This window comes from Saccharopolyspora aridisoli (assembly GCF_004348445.1).
Lineage (GTDB): Bacteria > Actinomycetota > Actinomycetes > Mycobacteriales > Pseudonocardiaceae > Saccharopolyspora > Saccharopolyspora aridisoli.
Window position 1 is genome coordinate 23,735 of record NZ_SMKV01000015.1, and the last position, 17,320, is coordinate 41,054.

Genomic DNA, 17,320 nt, shown 5'->3' on the forward strand with positions numbered 1-17,320 from the left:
GATACCTCGCTTCGACTGGAGGGCGGGTGTCCCTTGTCGAAACCCGCTTCCTGACGAAGAACGAGTATGGGTCCGAAACCGATCATTCGCCTTCCGGAACTCCGTTATGCCCGAATCGCGGGCCGGTATTCAGCGCCCCGGGATGAGAGAACCGTTCGGGAATTCCGGGTAATTCACCGGGCGCCGCCCGAAACGCACATGAGCCACCGCCGCGCACACCAGGAATCCAATTCCGATCAACGTGTAGGCGTTGCCGACGATCTGCTGAGAGAAGGTCCAGTCGAGTTCGCGATCGCCGGTGTTGGGCAGGTACCACTGAGGCCCCGCCAGAACCGTGATCGCCGAGATGACCACTGCGATGGTCATCCCGTGCCAGCGGTTGCGCAGCGACGTCATGAGCACCAGCGCCAGCGCGGGACCAGCCCACACCCAGTGGTGCGACCAGGAGATCGGCGAGACCAGCAGGATCCACACCGCGTTGAGCACCAGTGCCAGCGGCACGTCGCGCACGCTCAACGCGTAGCGGATGCCCATCACGACCAGCGCGAGCAGCAGCAGCGAGCCGGTGATCCACAGCGAGTTCAGCGCGAACCCGGTCAGCTCCTGCTTGGCCAGCAGGCTTCGCAGCGTCAGGTTGCCCGCGTAGACGGTGCCGAAGGAGTCGCCGGTGGACAGCATCTTGTCCAGCCACCAGTCCGCCGAGTCGTGCGGCGCGGCCAGCAGCCCCAGGAACACGGTGGAGGCGAAGGTGACGCCGGTGATCGACATGGCCCGGTAATCGCTGCGCAGCAGGAAGAACAGCAGGAAGCCCAGCGGGGTCAGCTTGATCGCGGCGGCGATGCCGACCAGCATCCCGCGCGGCCAGCGGGTGCGCGGCAGCAGGCAGTCGGCGGCGACCAGGCCCATGAGCACCAGGTTGATCTGCCCGTAGTTGAGGGTTTCGCGGGCGGGTTCGATCAGCGTCAGCCACGGCAGCAGCAGCGCGGTGGCCACGGCGACCCTGCCGGCGTGGGGCGCGAGGTACCGCGAGGAGCGGGCCAGGGAGTAGGCGGTCAGCAGGATCGCCAGGTGCGAGCACAGCGCCACGACCACGACGGCGACCGTCTCGGACATCCAGGTCAGCGGGACGAACAACAGCGCGGCGAACGGCGGGTAGATGAACGGCAACGTCGCGGAGTCCGGCGATTCGGGGGTCAGGTCGTCGCCGTAGACCTGGTAACCGTTGAGCCACGCGCGCGCACCAAGCCGGTAAATCTCGGTGTCCATGTAGCCGCGGGTGTCGATCCAGTGCACGAACCAGACCGCCAGCACCTCGAGCACGATCGCCGCGATCAGCAAGTGACGCCCGTCACGGGCGCGGGTCGACCCCACAGCTCACCACCCAGTGTTGCGCGCCCGTCCCGGAGTCTCGGACCTGCGTGAAAAGGTTCCACCGGCGCGTCGATACGGCGCGATGGTAGCCCCCGCGCGACTCGCCCGGCGGGTCGCCTAACGGGTAATAACAGCCACGAATAGTCGCCGCCGGTGGCGCCGCAGTCACCCTGCGGGGTGGTGAACTGCCTGGACAACGGGGAATAGGTGGTCTTCGGGAGCGATATCGACACTCCTCGTGTTCATATGTAGTCAATAACGTCAACGCGGTTTCGGGGCGGCGTCGCGCTACAGCTACCCTCGACGACTGTGAGCTTCGCAGGCTATGACCTGATCGTTGTTGGTTCCGGATTCTTCGGCCTCACGATCGCAGAGCGCGCCGCCACCCAGCTGGACAAGCGGGTGCTGGTGCTGGACCGACGTGACCACATCGGGGGCAACGCCTACTCGGAGGCGGAGCCTGAAACCGGTATTGAGGTGCATCGATACGGTGCACACTTGTTCCACACGTCGAACAAACGGGTGTGGGATTACGTAAATCAGTTCACCGAATTCACCAACTATCAGCACCGGGTGTTCACCAAGCACCAGGGGCAGATCTACTCGTTCCCGATGAACCTGGGCCTGCTGTCCCAGTTCTTCGGCCGCGCCTTCAGTCCGGACGAGGCGAAGGCGCTGGTCGCCGAGCAGGCGTCCGAGATCGACACCGCCGAGGCCCAGAACCTCGAGGAGAAGGCGATCTCGCTGATCGGCCGCCCGCTGTACGAGGCATTCGTGCGCGGTTACACGGCCAAGCAGTGGCAGACCGACCCCAAGGAACTGCCCGCGGCGATCATCAGCCGGCTGCCGGTTCGGTACAACCTCAACAACCGCTACTTCAACGACGACTTCGAGGGGTTGCCCGTCGAGGGCTACACCGCGTGGTTGCAGAAGATGGCGGAGAGCCCGAACATCGACGTCCGGTTGGCGACGGACTTCTTCGACGTTCGCGGTGAGCTGCCCACCAACGTCCCGGTCGTCTACACCGGTCCGCTGGACCAGTACTTCGACTACGCCGAGGGCGAGCTGGGCTGGCGCACCCTGGACTTCGAGACCGAGGTCGTCAACACCGGCGACTTCCAGGGCACGTCGGTGATGAACTACGCCGACGAGGAAGTCCCTTACACCCGGATCCACGAGTTCCGGCACTTCCACCCCGAGCGGGACTACTACCCGAAGGACAAGACGGTGGTCGTGCGCGAGTACTCGCGGTCCGCGGAGAGCGGGGACGAGCCCTACTACCCGATCAACACCTCGGAGGACCGGCGCAAGCTGGAGGCCTACCGCGAACTGGCCAAGAAGGAGGCCAAGGAGCGCCAGGTCATCTTCGGTGGTCGACTGGGCACCTACAAGTACCTGGACATGCACATGGCCATCGGCTCGGCCCTGAGCATGTTCGACAACAAGATCGCTCCATACTTCACCGAGGGCCGTTCGCTGGACGGCTCGCTGGAGGACTGACGTGACCGACCGGACCCCTCGAGAGCCCAACGCCGCTGGGGAGAGCAAGTTCAGCGACGTCACTTCGGTGCGCGCCGGGACCTCGGACGCGGCGCCCGAGCAGGTGCTGCAGCGGATCGTGTTCCCGCGCGGTGAGGACCCGCTGGACGTGCGTCCGCTCTACATCGACGAGCCCGCAGCGCTGGCCAGCACGGCCACGGTGGTCTCCCGGCGCAACCTGCGCGTGCCCGCGCACAGCAAGATCTCGCTCGCGTCCTACTTCAACGCCTTCCCTGCGAGCTACTGGAAGCGTTGGACCAAGATCGAAGAGATCGTGCTCAGGCTGCAGGTCAAGGGGTCCGGTCGGCTCGACGTCTACCGCTCGAAGTCGAACGGCGACAGCGTTCACCTGCAGGGTTCCAAGGTTTCCAGCGAGGACTGGACGTCGTTGGAGTTCAAGGTGTCGCTGCAGCCGTTCGAGGACGGCGGCTGGATCTGGTTCGACCTGTTCACCAACGACGTCGCGCTGGAGATCAGCGACGCCGCGTGGACGACCGACCAGCCGATGCCCAAGCAGCAGGTCGTGGTCGGCACCACCACCATCCGGCCCTCGGAGTGCATCGAAGCGCTCAAGACGCTTGGGGAAGACCCGCAGGTCATGGCCGTGGTGGAGCGGGTCATCGTGGCCGACCAGGGCCCGCAGAAGATCCACGAGGTCGAGGGCTTCGACGAGGCCGCCAAGGCCATCGGTGACAAGCTGCACGTCATCGAGCAGGACAACCTCGGCGGGTCCGGCGGTTTCGGCCGGGTCATGTACGAGGGCATCCACAACTCCGACGCAGCCCAGGTGATGGTCATCGACGATGACATCGCCCTGGAGCCGGACGGTGTGCTGCGGGCCAACGCCTTCGCCCGCGCCGCCACCCACCCGGTCATCGTCGGTGGCCAGATGCTCAACCTGCAGGCGCGCTCGCGGCTGCACACCATGGGCGAGGTCGTCGACCTCGGCCAGGGCATCTGGCGCGCGGCGCCGGGCGCGGTCACCGACCACGACTTCGCCAAGAAGCCGCTGCGCAAGACCAAGAAGCTGCACCAGCGCGTCCACTCCACCTACAACGGCTGGTGGATGTGCCTGTTCCCGCGCGAGATCATCGAGCGCACCGGGTTGCCGCTGCCGCTGTTCATCAAGCACGACGACTCGGAGTACTCGCTGCGCGCGGGCGGCCACGGCTACCCGACGGTGACGCTGCCGGGTGCGGCGATCTGGCACATGCCGTGGACCGACAAGAACGACGCCACGGACTGGACCGCCTACTTCCACACCCGCAACCGGCTGATCCTGGCCGCGCTGCACAGCCCGGAAGAGGTCAAGAACAACATCGTCAAGCAGGGCCTCAAGCTCACGCTGCGGCACCTGCTGTCGATGGAGTACTCCACGGTCGCGGTCCAGCAGAAGGCCATCGAGGACTTCCTGAAGGGCCCGTCTGGCCTGTTCGACAGCCTGCGCACGGCCCTGCCCGAGGTTCGCGAGCTGCGCAAGGACTACGACGACGCCAAGACGCTCCCGTCGGCGCGGGAGTTCCCGCCGCCGACCGCGGACCCGATCATGGCGGAGGGCCTGCTCAACCCGCCGGTGAACCCGGCGGTGATCGCGGCTCGCGCGTCCAAGGCGTTGCTGCACAACCTCAAGGAACCCGCGCACGACGCGTCGGACCGGCCGCAGCTCAACGTTCCGGCAGCCGCCGCCCGCTGGTTCCTGCTGGGCAACCTGGACAGCGCCACGGTGTCCAACGCCGACGGCAGCGGGGTGGCTTTCCGCCGCCGCGACCCGGAGACGTTCCGCCGTCTCGGCCTGGAGTCCTTGGCCAACTACAAGCGGCTCGGCCAGGAGTGGGCGCGGCTGCGTGATGAGTACCGCGCCGCGCTGCCGGAGCTGACCAGCGCGGAGTCCTGGAAGCAAGTCTTTGATCCCCAATGATGCCGACTTTCCCGGAGACGAAGTGGCAGAGCTGACTACGCTGATCGCCCCCGAGGACGTGACCGACCTCAAGCACGACGAGCAGGTCACGGCCGAGACCATCGCGCTGCGCAAGGTGCAGGGCGCGTTGGCCAAGCCCGCGGTCGTCAAGACGGCGCACGCGATGTCGCTGTTCGGTGAGCACGCCGCAGGTTGGCTGGCCATCGGCGCGGTCGGTGCGCTGGTCGACCGCAAGCGCCGCGGTGAGTGGGTCACCGCCGCGGCAGGGGTCGCCGCCGCACACGCGGCGTCGATCGCGGTCAAGCGGGTGGTTCGCCGCCCGCGTCCGAAAGACCCCGAGATCCAGGTGCTGGTCGGTACGCCGAGCCAGCTGAGCTTCCCGTCCTCGCACGCGACGTCCACGACGGCCGCCGCGGTGCTCTACGGCGGGTTGACCGGCAAGAAGCTGACCCCGGCGATCGTGCCGCCGATGATGGTCAGCCGAATTGTCCTGGGGGTTCATTACCCGAGCGATGTGGTCGCCGGTTCGGTGCTCGGCGGTGCCGTTGCACTGGTCACCCGGCGGTTCATGAGACGGCGGAGGAACCGTGCCTGACAACAAGCAAGCTTCGACTGACACGGCCGAGGCCGCCGAGGCTTCCGACGCTTCGAAGAAGGCCGAGGTCGAGTCCGACGCGGAAGGCACCATCGGCGCCGAGTTCGGTGACGAGGTGCTGGAGCCGGGGCCGAAGAAGGCCGACGACGAGAAGGACAAGGCCTCGGACGCCTACCATGCGAAGGTGACTGCCAAGGCGGGGACGCCAACCGGTCTGGCGACCGGTCTGATCAAGGAACTTCGCCCGAAGCAGTGGGTGAAGAACGTCCTGGTGCTCGCCGTGCCGTTCGCGGCGGGCGAGATCCTGGACCCGGCCATCCTGCTCGACGCGGTGATCGCGTTCGTGGTGTTCTCGATGGCCGCTTCGGGCATCTACTTCGTCAACGACGCGATCGACGTCGAGGCGGACCGGCAGCACCCGACCAAGCGCAACCGCCCGATCGCGGCCGGCCTGATCCCGCTGCCGATCGCTTACGTGGTGTGCGTGCTGCTGCTGGGCGGCTCACTGCTGATCTCGGGCCTGACGAGCATGCAGCTGCTGGCGGTGATGGCGCTCTACATCGCGGTGCAGCTGGGCTACTGCTTCGGCCTCAAGCACCAGCCGGTGATCGATCTGTGCATCGTGGCCTCCGGGTTCCTGCTGCGCGCCATCGCCGGTGGTGCGGCGGCGAACCTGGTGATCACCCAGTGGTTCTACCTGATCGTGGCGTTCGGCTCGCTGTTCATGGTGGCGGGCAAGCGCTACGCCGAGGTGAAGCTGGCCGCCGAGACCGGCGCGAAGATCCGCAAGTCGCTGAAGGCGTACTCGCCGTCCTACCTGCGGTTCGTGTGGGCCATCGCGGCCGCGATCACGATCATGACTTACTCGCTGTGGGCCTACGACATCCGCGAGTTCGAGATGTCGCGCTGGGGCCTGATCTCCATCGTGCCGATGGTGGTCGCGATCCTGCGGTACGCGGTGGACATCGACAAGGGTGTCGCCGGTGAGCCCGAGGAAGTGGTCCTCAAGGACAAGGTCCTGATGGTGCTCGGCGTGATCCTCGCCGGCTGCCTGTTCCTGGCGTTCTACCTGTAAGCAGCGCCTGCGTCGAAGCCCCTGGCCCGAGTGGCCGGGGGCTTCGTCGTTCTGCACTGTTTGTTCATCGTCGATCACCGGCGCGTTCACCCCGTCCGGTGAGAGTGGGCGAAGTTCCCGAATCGATGGAGGACCGACTCTCATGGACAAGTCCGTTTCGAAGTTCTCGCGGCGCGAAGTGCTGCTGGCCGGTGCCGCCGGTGCCGCGGCGCTGACCGTCGCCGGAGCGCCGTCCGCGATGTCGCTGCCAGGTGCCGGTGCGGCCCGCAGGGGCGAGGTGTTCAGCCTCGGCGTGGCCTCCGGGGACCCGCTGCCGGACGGTTTCGTGCTGTGGACGCGCCTGGCCGCCGACCCGCTCGCCGAGGACGGCATGGGCGGCATGCCGGCCAAGACGATCCCGGTGCAGTGGGAGGTCGCCGAGGACGAGAACTTCACGCGCGTGGTGCGCCGGGGTGAGGCTCCCGCCGCTCCCGAGATGGGCCACAGCGTGCACGTCGAGCTGGAGGGGCTGCGGCCGGGCCGCGACTACTTCTACCGGTTCCGCGCCGAGGGCTCGGTCTCTCCGGCAGGGCGCACCCGGACGGCGCCGCTGCCGGGCACGATGGGCGAGCTGTCGATGGCCTTCGCCTCCTGCGCCCAGTTCGAGCACGGCTACTTCACCGCCTACCGCCACCTCGGCGACGAGCGCCCGGACCTGATCCTCCACCTGGGCGACTACCAGTACGAGTACAAGGCGGGCGAATACGAGATCCCGGGTGGCAACATCCGAGACCACGCAGGCCCGGAGACCGAGACGCTGGCCAACTACCGGCAGCGGCACGCCCAGTACAAGTTCGACGCCGACCTGCAGCACGCGCACGCCGCCGCCCCGTGGGTGGTGGTCTGGGACGACCACGAGCTGGACAACAACTGGGCCGACGAGGTCTACGAGCACCCCGACGAGCCGCAGCCGAACTTCCTCGAGCGCCGCAAGGCCGCCTTCCAGGCGTACTACGAGAACATGCCGCTGCGCCGCGCCCAGGTCCCGCAGGGCATCGACCTGCGGTTGTTCCGGCGGATCGAGTGGGGTTCGCTGGCGACGTTCCACATGCTCGACACCCGCCAGTACCGCGACGACCAGGTCGGCAACGACGAGTCCCCGACCCAGGACCCGGCCCGGCTGGACCCCAAGCGCAGCCTCACCGGCGCCGAGCAGGAGCGCTGGCTGCTGCAGGGCCTGCGTTCGTCGCGGGCGCGCTGGGACGTGCTGGGCCAGCAGGTCATGTTCGCCGAGATCGACTACCTCAACGGCGAGGACGAGGGGTACAACCCGGACGCCTGGGACGGCTACGTCGGTTCCCGGCAGCGGGTCATCGAGGGCTGGAAGCAGGCCGGCACCCGCAACCCGGTGGTGTTGACCGGAGACGTCCACACCCACTGGGCGAACGAGATCCACGACGGCGAGGACGTGGTGGCAACCGAGTTCACGGCCACCTCGATCACCAGCGGTGGCGACGGCTCGGCTGAGCTCACGGACAAGGAGAAGGCGTACCTGGCGGAGAACCCGCACGTCCGCTTCTTCCGCAACCAGCGCGGCTACATCTCCACCAAGATCACCGAGGCGGAGATGACGGCGACCTACAAGGTGCTGCCCTACGTCTCCAAGCCCGGAGCCCCGGTGCAGGACCTCGCCACCTTCACCATCGAAGACGGCACCCCGGGCATCAACCAGCGCTGACCCGAGCCACACGATCGCGCGGAGTTCGACTCCGATGTCGAACTCCGCGCGATGTGTGTGAACTCCCCAACCGCGGGCCGCAGGTTCGGTCAGCGGAGGCCGAGGCTCTCGGTGATCTCGTGCGCCATGCCGATGGCGTAGGACTGGCCTCGGTCCTGGGGGTAGATCTGGGACATCGTGGCCAGCGTGACGCCGGGCATGTGGGTCTTGTGCGGCGGGATGAGGGAGCGGTAGGTCGGGGTGACGATGGGCTGGGCGAACCCGGCCTTGGAGAAGTGCCACTGCTTGATCCAGGACTCGTCGAACTCCGGGTTGAGCCGCTTGAGCCAGGGGATGTAGTTCTGCAGCAGTTCGGCCGGGTCGGTGGTGAAGCGCCAGTCCTCGCGCGTCACGTAGTTGCCCACGTAGACGACGTGGTTCCCCCCGTACTCCTGCTCGTCGACCATGTTGGTGTGCTCCACGACCGCCAGGAACGGGAACTCCGGGTCGTTGATGTTGAGCCAGTAGTACGGGATGACGCTGCGGTCGACCTCGAGGATGAAGCAGGTCGCGCCCAGGTACTGGTTCCGCCACAGCACGTCGTCGGATTCGATGTCGGCGGCCTTGGCGAACGCGGGCTGCGGGATCGTTACGATGAGGTGGTCGAACTCGTAGCTGCTGCCGTCCGAGGTCCCCACCTGCACCGCCTCCGACGGCTGGGTGATGGACGAGACCGGTTTGCTGAACTCGATCTTCCCGCCGCGTTCGGTCACCGCGTCGGTCAGCGCGCGGTAGACCTGGTCGAAACCGCCGTGGACATAACCGAGTTCGAACGTGCGGCAGTGGATCCGCGCCCACAGCCACGCCATCGAGATCTCCTCGGCGCGATCGCCGAACTTGCCCTTCAGCAGCGGTTCCCAGATGGTCGAGGTGACCTCCTTGCCCGCCCAGCGGCGCATCCAGTCCAGCGCGCGAACCCCGTTGAACCGGGACCCGTTGCGGATCAACTTCAGCGCGGCCGAGGACGCACCGAACCGGAAGCGGTCCAGCATCGAGAACTCGGGGAATCTCAGCATTTCCACCGGTGTGCCGAAGTCGTGCAGCCGGCCGTTGGAGTACACGCCGGTGGTCGGCTTGTGGAACCGCAGCCGGTCGCTGAGCCCGATGTCCTCGATGAGCTCGATCATCGCCGCGTCGCTGCGGAAGCTGTGGTGGTAGAAGCGCTCCAGCGGAGTGCCGCCGACCTCGATGGAAGCCGCGAGCCCGCCGAGTTCGGCGGAGGCTTCCAGCACCGTCACCTCGTGCCCGGCGCGCACCGCGTCGTAGGCCGCGGTCAGCCCGGTCGCACCGGCGCCGACGATCCCCACTCTCATCCGAAACTCCACCTCTTGTTGATCGTGTACTGGAACAGCAGGACCACCGGGAGGCTGGCCAGCTTGACCAGGTTCGCGTCGATCCCGAGCCACGTGGAGAACACCGCAAGCAGCAGGAACGTCAGCAAGATCCCGGCGAGGCCCACCGCGTAGAAGCGCAGGAACCGCACCAGGACCCGGTCGGTCTTGCGGAAGTTGAACAGCGAGTTGAGCACGAAGTTGTTGGTGATCCCCGCCGTCGTGCTCAGGGCGTTGGCCAGCTGGTGGTGCATCCCGAAGTGGTTGAACAGCGCCAGGAACAGCAGGTAGTCCAGCAGCACGCCGCTGCCGCCGATCACCGCGTAGAGCAGCAGTTCCCGGCTGATCAGCCGGGGACGCGGCTCAAGCTTCGTCATGCCGGATCACATCCCGGACGATGTAGAGGGGGCGTTGTTGCACTTCGCTGTAGATGCGGCCGATGTAGCTGCCGATGACTCCCAGCGACAGCATCTGCAGCCCGCCCAGGAACAGCATCACGACCATCAACATCGTCCACCCCGAGACGGTGACTTCGGGGAAGAAGAGCCGCAGCGCTACCGAGTAGGTGATGCCCAGCAGCGCCAAGGCCAGTGCCGAGAACCCCATCCTGGTGATCAGCTTGAGCGGCGCGGTGGAGAACCCGGTGACGCCGTCGGCGGCCAGCCGCAGCATCTTGCGCATCGGGTACTTGGTCTCGCCCGCGACCCGCTCGTCCCTGTCGAAGAGCAGTTCCTGCTGGTTGAACCCCATCGAGGCGACCATGCCCCGGATGAACCGGCTGCGTTCCCGGAACGTCCGCAGCTCCTCGGCAGCCCGCCGGTTGAGCAGCCTGAAATCGCCGGTGTCGACCGGGATGTCGACGTCGGAGCAGCTGCGCAGCAGCCGGTAGTAGGTGTGCGCGGTGGCGCGCTTGAACGGGTTGTCGCGCCGGGTCCGCCGCCGCGCCTGCACGACCTCGGCGCCGTCCAGCCACGCGTCGATCATCTGCAGGCTGACCCGCGGCGGGTCCTGCAGATCGGTGTCCATCACGATCACCGCCTCTCCAGCCGCGTAGTCCAGGCCCGCGGTGATGGCGATCTGGTGGCCGAAGTTGCGCGCGAAGTCGACGACCCGCACGCGGGGATCGTTCTTCGCGATGTCCTGCAGGATGCGCATCGACCCGTCGGCGGAACCGTCGTTGACGTAGATGAACTCGTAGTCGAATTCGGGTCGCGCGGCGACCGCGTCGGTGAGCTCGGTGTGGAAGTGCTTGATCCCCTCGGCCTCGTTGTAGACCGGCAGCACGTACGAGATCAGCTGTGGTGATTCGGCATCGGGAGTTCGTGCCTGCTGCGGAACCGGGATCCCGACCTCGTGCCGGACCGTGTCGGACATGGTCACTCCCCTCGCCAACCCCACCGCGGAGCTTCAACGCGTTGGACGTCGAATCGGTTGCCCGGGTAGGGGTATTGCACCTCGATGAGATGGCCCCACTCGGAATACTCGGGTGTTCTCTCGTAACCCTTGAGCCTTGTCGGGATCTCCTCTTGAACACCGACGTCCCGGACTCCGGCGAACGCCCCGCCGATCCCGCGCTCGAACGCGGCGGTGCCGCCGAACCCCGTCGAGTTCGGCGGGGTGATCAGGTACGCGGGGGCTTGGACGAGACCACTGCCGACCTCCGGCAGGTCCCGCAGGCACGGCACGTTCCAGGTCATCGACCAGTCCACGTACGTCGGGGCCTTGTCCTGCATGTACTCCGTCAGCGGGATGACCTGCCGGACCCGCGGCCCGCTGACCGCGACCCACCCGGCGGGGTCGGTGGTGCCGTCGCTCGCCGTGATGCGGACCCGGTCGGCGCCGGCCGGGATCTGCGCGGGGGACAGGTGCATGTCCCGCCAGCCGGGGTGGTCCTGCGGCTCGTCCTCGATGACGCGGTCGCTCGGGTAGGTCTCGCGCTCGTCGGAGTCCATCCAGGTGTCGTCGAGCACGACCTCGCGCGTTTCGCCGGGACCGGAGAACTCCAGCGCGACCCGGTTGCCGTCGCCGCTGCGCCCGGCCACCCCGAAGGCGAGCTCCTGGTCGGGGGCCAGCGCGGGCAGCGGGAACCAGCCGGTGGTCAGCGTGCCGGTGTTGATCTGCCCACCGGTCAGGCTGCCCCACAGCGGGACGTCGGAGGGCGGGGTGAAACCCGTTGCGAACCCGGAGCCTTCGGTGAACCCGGTCATCTCGGCGCCGTCACCGCCGCGCAGCCCCACGAGGTCGGGGGTGACGACGATCTTGTCGGCGATGCCGCAGCTGCCTCCGCGCGCGGCGGCGATGCCCTGCGCGCCGATCGAGTAGGCGTCGCCCTGCCTGATCGGCGCCGCCGCGAACGAGCCGAGCACGATCGTCACCGCCACCCCCATCGCCGTGACGCACACCAGCGCGGGTGTGCGGATCAACGCCCGTCGCGCCCGGTCATCACCTCCCCTGAACAGCGCGGAGGCGGCCATCAACAGACCGGCGACGAGCAACCAGACCAGCGGGTTGTTCAGCGGCCGGACCGGTCCTTCGCCCCACGGCACCCCGTACTGCGAGTGCAGGAACCAGTTGTTCTTGCCGGAGAAGACGAGCGCGGCCGCACCACCGGCGAGCACTGTTCCGGCCAGACCGGCGACGAGCACCACCCGGTCCCGGCTCGCGGTGACCGCGGCGACGCCGACCAGCACGACGCCCGCAGTCACAGTAGCGGCTCCGAAGCCGGCGAGCGCGCCGAAGTAGTGCGTCCACTTCGACGGGGTGAGCGTCATCAAGACCAGGCTGAGCAGCAGCGATGCCGCGGGGACGTGCGCCATCCGCAGTCCGGCGGCACGGCGAGCACCGCGGCTGCGCAGCAGCACCACGACGCTGAACGCCGCGACGACGAGGGTGAGCAGGACGGCGGCGCGGCGAGCGACGTCGCCCTGCAGGTCGAAGCCGAGCAGGTACTGCCAGCGCGTGACCTCCTGGAACCACGACACGTTCGGCCCGTAGTAGCCATGCAGGTCGGTGGCCTTCGCGGCGCCGAACAGCGACTGGTCGGCGAACATCGCCACCACACCGACCGAGGCGCTCCCGGCCAGCAGGGCGGCCACCCCCACCCCGGCCATGCGCCACAGGCGCGGCGCGAGCACCAGGAACGGGGCGATCGCGGTGATGCCCATCGGGTTGACCGCGATCGACAGCCCCGCCGCCAGCGCCGCCACGCCCAGCCACACCCGCCGCTCGGTGCGGGCGGCCTGCAGCACCGCCGCCAGCACGACGGTCAGCCCCAGCGCTTCGAAGGCCTCCGGTCGCACGCCCATCCCGAACGGCAGCCACCAGGACAGGAAGGCCAGCGCGGCCAGGACGCGAACCAGCGGCCGGTGGTGCTGTCCGGGAACGGCTGCGCCGAGCACGCCCCGGCTGAGCACCAGCCAGGTGAGCACCGCGGCGAGGATGCTGGGAATGCGCATGGCCAGCGGGTTCTGGTTCCACTCGGCGACGTGCATCAGCAGCTGCTGGACCAGCGTGAACGGCGCTTCGGAGGCGTTCTCCCAGCGGTAGTAGTTGCCGATGTCGCCGGTGCGCAGCCCGTTCTGCACGGTGACCGAGGCGAACGAGTCGTCCGGGCTGTTCGGGCCCAGCAGCCACCAACCCGCGAGCACTACCAGCAGCCCCAGGTCGATCACGTAGCCGGACAAGCGATGAGCCAGCCGTTGGCTCGGGCGTTCGACAACTTCGCGGCGTCGGCGGTCCAGCGCCGCCAGGACCGCGAAACCGGCGGCCACGAGCAGCAGCTGGACGACGATGAGCAGCTGCTTCCCCTGGGTGGGGGTTGTTTCGAACCAGTTGGCGGTGACCACCTGGACCTCGGTGCCCGTCACCTCGGCGGGGGAGAGCTGGGTGGTGAACGCGACGATGTCTCGGATCCCGGTGGTCACCGAGGCGGTCCGGTCGCCGATGCGGGCGGTGGCTCCGGACGGGCCGCCGTCGATGGCGACGTCGCAGGCTGCCCCGATCGGCGCGCGCAACGCCTCCCGGCCCGCGACCAGGGCGATCACGTGGTCCTGGGCGGTGGTGACGGCGAAGCCCTCGGTGGGCTGACCGGGCGGGCGGGAGGACACCAGCGTCGTCGGCTCACCGCGGTCCTGACCTGAGCGGACGACCTCGCACGGAACCCGGACGTGCACCTCGTCCGGGTGGTAGGGCACGACGAAGGCGAGCGTGCTCTCCGCCGGTTGCCCGGCCATCGGCCAGGTGACCGTGACCCGGTCGCCGACGACCGGCGCGAACGGGACGGCGATCGCGGCGAGCACCGCCAGGACGCCGACCACCAGGCCGAGGGCGTTGGCGAGGCGGCGGCGCGGCGTGGGCGCGGCGGGCATCGGAGGAGAGGCGTCCGCGGTGCGCTCGATCCCGTCCAGCAACGTTCCCCCAGCTCAGCGATGTTTAGCGGGTCAGCCGCAAATCGGTCCCGGGAGAATCAGTTTCGGGCATGCGGCGGTGACTCGCACGAACGATCACCGCTGCTCGAAGGGGTAGGACCCGTCGCCGTCGGCTCCGCTGACGCGTTCTCGCTGGCGAGTCGTGGTGTAGGAATCGCGTTCGCGTTCGTAGCGCACCACGAGCAGGTGACCCCAGGTGTAGCCCGGCGTTCCGCGCAACCGGGTGGGCAGCTCCATGCGCTCGGAGAGCATCGGCACCCCGGCGAACACGCCGCCGAGGTTCGGGTCGTAGGCCATCGAACCCTCACCCTCCGGGGGCGTGATGAGCATCCGGGGGCTCGCCGCGACACCGTGCCCGACCTGCGGGTAGTCGGTCCGGCAGGGGAACACGAAGCTCATCGGCCAGTCGATCAGCAGCGGTCCCTGCGCGTCCAAGGCCTGCCGCAGGCCGACGACGTCGCGCACCACCGGGCCGCTGACGCTCAACCAGCCCTGCCGGTCGGTGCTGCGGTCGGTGGCCAGCACGCGGACCCGGTCCGCGCCCGCCGGGATGTCACCGGGTTCGACGGTCATCGAGCGCCACGCGGTGAAGTCCCGCCAGTCGTCGTCGCGGCCGTGCCGCGGGTCCTCGAACGGCAGGTCCACCGGTGGCGGGTCGTGGAGCACCTCGCGTCCCAGCGGGCGGTTCCCGGCGGCGAACTCCAAGGTCAGCGAGTTGCCCTGCTCGGGACGGCCGGACACCCACATCGACAGGACCTGCTGCGCGTTCACCTGCGGCAGTCCGAACCACGGGGTGATCAGCGTGCCGGTGTTCTGCGGGCCGCCGTCCTGGCTGGTCCAGGCGAAATCGCTGGCCTGGCGGCCGGTGGGTTCGTCGGCGCGCGGATCGTCGGGATCGGCGGGCTCGGGGAGCCGCAGCGGCTCGCCGCGGTTCTCCAGGCGCAAGTCCGGCTCCTGCGGCGGTGCTCCGCCGGCGGTGAACCCGTCCAGCTCGCCGGTGTCGTCCCAGTCGATCGGAACGAGTGGCTCGGCGATGGGCATCGCCTGCACCTCGTCCTCCAGCCCGCAGCTGGACGCCTCGTGGCTGAGCCGGTTCATCCGGGCCACCGAGAAGCGGTCGCCCATCGTCTCCGGCACCGACAAGAACGAGCCCAGCAGCACCAGCGCCATCGCCAGCGCCGACCCGGTGAGCACAGAGGCCGGGGAGATCGTCCACATCAGACCGCCGAGGGCGCGGGACCGCAGCCGCATCCGGATCAGCAGCCCGACGAGCGTCAGCAGCCCGGTGACGAGTCCGACGAACATCCACAGCACCGGGCTGTCCAGCGGCAGGCCCGGCCGGACCGGGGTGTCCGCCCACGGCATCGCCAAGTTCGACTGCCACGGCCAGGAGTTCGGGCCCATGAACGCCAGACCCGACGCCACCGATGCCGCCAGCGTGCCGAGAACCCCCAGCAGTCGGGCCTCCCGGTGCCCGTCGGCCAGCGCGCCGACCCGCACGAGGAGCACCACGGTCACCGCCACCAGCGCCGGACCGACACCGATCAGCGCACCGAAGTGGTGCGTCCACTTCGACGGCGTCAGCCACAGCGCGGCCAGCACCGCGGCCACCGAACCCAGCAGCACCGGCAGATCGGTCACGGCCGTGGTGCGGTGCAGCCGTCGCATCGCGCACGCCGCGGCGATCAGCACGGCCGTGATCACCAGGAACACGACCAGCCGCTTGCCCGCCACGCCCCACATGGTGGTGCCGAGCAGACTCGCGTAGCGGTCGATCTCCTGGTACCAGCCCAGGCTCGGCCCGATCTCGTCGTGCACCTCGGTCGCGTGGAGCACCCCGTTCCAGGACGTGTCGGCGAACATCGCGACAAGACCGACAGATCCCAGGCTCGCCAGCAGCACGACGCGGACCGGCACCAGCGCCCAGCGCGGCAGCGCTCCGGGACGCACCAGGAGCGACCAGATGCGCGGCGCGAAGACCAGCACCGTCAGAACCGCGCTGACCCCGGTCGGGTTGATCGACACCGTCAAACCGCACACCAGCGCGGCCACGCCCAGCCAGCCGAACGGTGCGCTGCTGCGCGAGGCGCGCAGCAATGTGGCGACCAGGATCGACGTTCCCAGCGCGATGAACGGTTCCGGGCGGATGCCCAGGCCGTAGGGCAGCCAGCAGGCGAGGAAGAACACCGCTGTCACCATTTGCAGCGGAAACCTCCTGCGCCCCCGGCAGATCGGAGCGACGATGCCGCGGCTGACCACCAGCCAGGTCAGCAGACCGGCGGCTGCGCTGGGCATCCGCAGCCAGAGCGGCTCCAGGCCGTCGGCCGACCACCACCGCATGAAGTGCTGCACCAGGGTGAACGGCGCTTCGGAGGCGTTGAACCAGCGGTAGTAGTTGCCGATGTCCCCGGTCCCGGCGGAGTTGCGGACGGTCATCATCGCGAAGCCGTCGTCGTCGGTGAGCGGCCCGACGAACAGCCACACCCAGATCACCGCGGCGACCCCGGCGTCCACCGGCCACAGCAGCGGGTGCGGGCGGAAACCGCGCAGCGCAGGTGGGGCGTGGGCGAACAGCAGCAGCAGCGAGCACAGTCCGAGCAGCAGCGCCGCCTCGATCAGGCTCCGCTTGGTCTCGGTGGGGGAGGTGTCAGCCCACGCGTAGGTGCGCGCGGTGACCGAAAGCCCGTGCAGCTGCTCGGGTTCCAGCGAGGTGGCGAAGGTGAAGACCTCGGGCGCGGGCACACCGGGCAGCATGATCGGCGCACGTCCGGCGGGTTCGACGACCGAGCCCGCGCCGTCACCGCGAACCACCAGACCGCAGGACCCGGCGGGGAGTTCCACCTCGCGTTCGCCCAGCAGCAGCCGGGGGTGTCCGTCCTGGGTGGACAGCACCAGCCCTTCGCGGTCGCTGCCCGGCGGCAGGGTGCTGAGCACCGTCGTCGGCTCGCCCAGCGCGGCGCGCATCGTCGCGCAGGGCACGGTCGCGCGGAACTCGGCGGGCCGGTAGGGCGTGATGAACGCCGTCGTCGTGGGGTTCTCACCCGTCGCCGCGGGCCAGTGCACCTCGGTGCGGTCGAGCAGCACCGGCGCCAGCGGGAGCGCGATCGCGCAGCACGAACCCGCGACGCCCAGGCACAGCGCGATCAAGTGCGCCAGCCATCTGCCCAGGTGCGAACGCCGAGGGACGTCGTCGACCCGCGGTGTGGCGGGCGCTTCGACCGGAGCCGTGCTCGTCAGGTACTTCACCCTTCTCGTTCTCCCGGGGTGATCGTGCCGATGCCGGCGAGGGAACCGCGTCAATTCTCATG

At 68.6% G+C, this 17,320-nt stretch carries 11 protein-coding genes; 5 read left to right on the top strand and 6 right to left on the bottom strand.

Annotated features, from left to right (window positions below; translation table 11 throughout):
- Positions 1 to 129: 129 nt before the first annotated feature.
- Complete coding sequence (locus tag E1161_RS14105; protein WP_132623481.1) at positions 130 to 1,371, bottom strand: glycosyltransferase 87 family protein; 1,242 nt, start codon at positions 1,369 to 1,371, stop codon at positions 130 to 132.
- Between the two features lie 309 nt (positions 1,372 to 1,680).
- Between E1161_RS14105 and glf the strand changes: the two genes are divergently transcribed.
- From glf to E1161_RS14130, 5 genes are all read left to right on the top strand, one after another.
- The gene (glf, locus tag E1161_RS14110) at positions 1,681 to 2,871 is read left to right on the top strand and encodes a UDP-galactopyranose mutase (protein ID WP_132623483.1); all 1,191 of its coding nucleotides are present in this window, start codon (positions 1,681 to 1,683) and stop codon (positions 2,869 to 2,871) included.
- Position 2,872: 1 nt separating this feature from the next.
- Complete coding sequence (locus tag E1161_RS14115; protein WP_132623485.1) at positions 2,873 to 4,828, top strand: glycosyltransferase; 1,956 nt, start codon at positions 2,873 to 2,875, stop codon at positions 4,826 to 4,828.
- A gap of 22 nt (positions 4,829 to 4,850) precedes the next feature.
- Positions 4,851 to 5,423, top strand: a complete 573-nt coding sequence (locus E1161_RS14120; RefSeq protein WP_207920247.1) for a phosphatase PAP2 family protein — start codon at positions 4,851 to 4,853, stop codon at positions 5,421 to 5,423.
- 91 nt (positions 5,424 to 5,514) lie between these two features.
- Positions 5,515 to 6,498 (top strand): decaprenyl-phosphate phosphoribosyltransferase, encoded by a 984-nt coding sequence (locus E1161_RS14125; protein ID WP_456238830.1) that lies wholly within the window; start codon positions 5,515 to 5,517, stop codon positions 6,496 to 6,498.
- Positions 6,499 to 6,640: 142 nt separating this feature from the next.
- The gene (locus E1161_RS14130; protein WP_132623489.1) at positions 6,641 to 8,215 is read left to right on the top strand and encodes an alkaline phosphatase D family protein; all 1,575 of its coding nucleotides are present in this window, start codon (positions 6,641 to 6,643) and stop codon (positions 8,213 to 8,215) included.
- 89 nt (positions 8,216 to 8,304) lie between these two features.
- Here the strand turns inward: E1161_RS14130 and E1161_RS14135 are convergent, their stop codons facing one another.
- The 5 genes from E1161_RS14135 to E1161_RS14155 form a co-directional block, all read right to left on the bottom strand.
- Positions 8,305 to 9,567: an NAD(P)/FAD-dependent oxidoreductase gene (locus E1161_RS14135; RefSeq protein WP_132623491.1), complete on the bottom strand. Its 1,263-nt coding sequence runs from the start codon at positions 9,565 to 9,567 to the stop codon at positions 8,305 to 8,307.
- Positions 9,564 to 9,962 (bottom strand): GtrA family protein, encoded by a 399-nt coding sequence (locus tag E1161_RS14140; RefSeq protein WP_132623493.1) that lies wholly within the window; start codon positions 9,960 to 9,962, stop codon positions 9,564 to 9,566. Before E1161_RS14140 ends, E1161_RS14135 begins: the two co-directional genes overlap by 4 nt.
- On the bottom strand, positions 9,949 to 10,959 hold the full coding sequence (locus tag E1161_RS14145) for a glycosyltransferase (RefSeq protein ID WP_132623495.1): 1,011 nt from the start codon (positions 10,957 to 10,959) through the stop codon (positions 9,949 to 9,951). Before E1161_RS14145 ends, E1161_RS14140 begins: the two co-directional genes overlap by 14 nt.
- 2 nt (positions 10,960 to 10,961) lie before the next feature.
- On the bottom strand, positions 10,962 to 13,994 hold the full coding sequence (locus tag E1161_RS14150; protein ID WP_235875018.1) for an arabinosyltransferase domain-containing protein: 3,033 nt from the start codon (positions 13,992 to 13,994) through the stop codon (positions 10,962 to 10,964).
- Between the two features lie 93 nt (positions 13,995 to 14,087).
- The gene (locus E1161_RS14155) at positions 14,088 to 17,258 is read right to left on the bottom strand and encodes an arabinosyltransferase domain-containing protein (protein WP_132623497.1); all 3,171 of its coding nucleotides are present in this window, start codon (positions 17,256 to 17,258) and stop codon (positions 14,088 to 14,090) included.
- Positions 17,259 to 17,320 lie beyond the last annotated feature (62 nt).

Coding starts and splice junctions, on each gene's coding strand:
- E1161_RS14140 (WP_132623493.1), bottom strand. CDS start 9,962: ATGACGAAGCTTGAGCCGCGTCCCCGGCTGATCAGCCGGGAACTGCTG.
- E1161_RS14145 (WP_132623495.1), bottom strand. CDS start 10,959: ATGTCCGACACGGTCCGGCACGAGGTCGGGATCCCGGTTCCGCAGCAG.
- E1161_RS14130 (WP_132623489.1), top strand. CDS start 6,641: ATGGACAAGTCCGTTTCGAAGTTCTCGCGGCGCGAAGTGCTGCTGGCC.
- E1161_RS14135 (WP_132623491.1), bottom strand. CDS start 9,567: ATGAGAGTGGGGATCGTCGGCGCCGGTGCGACCGGGCTGACCGCGGCC.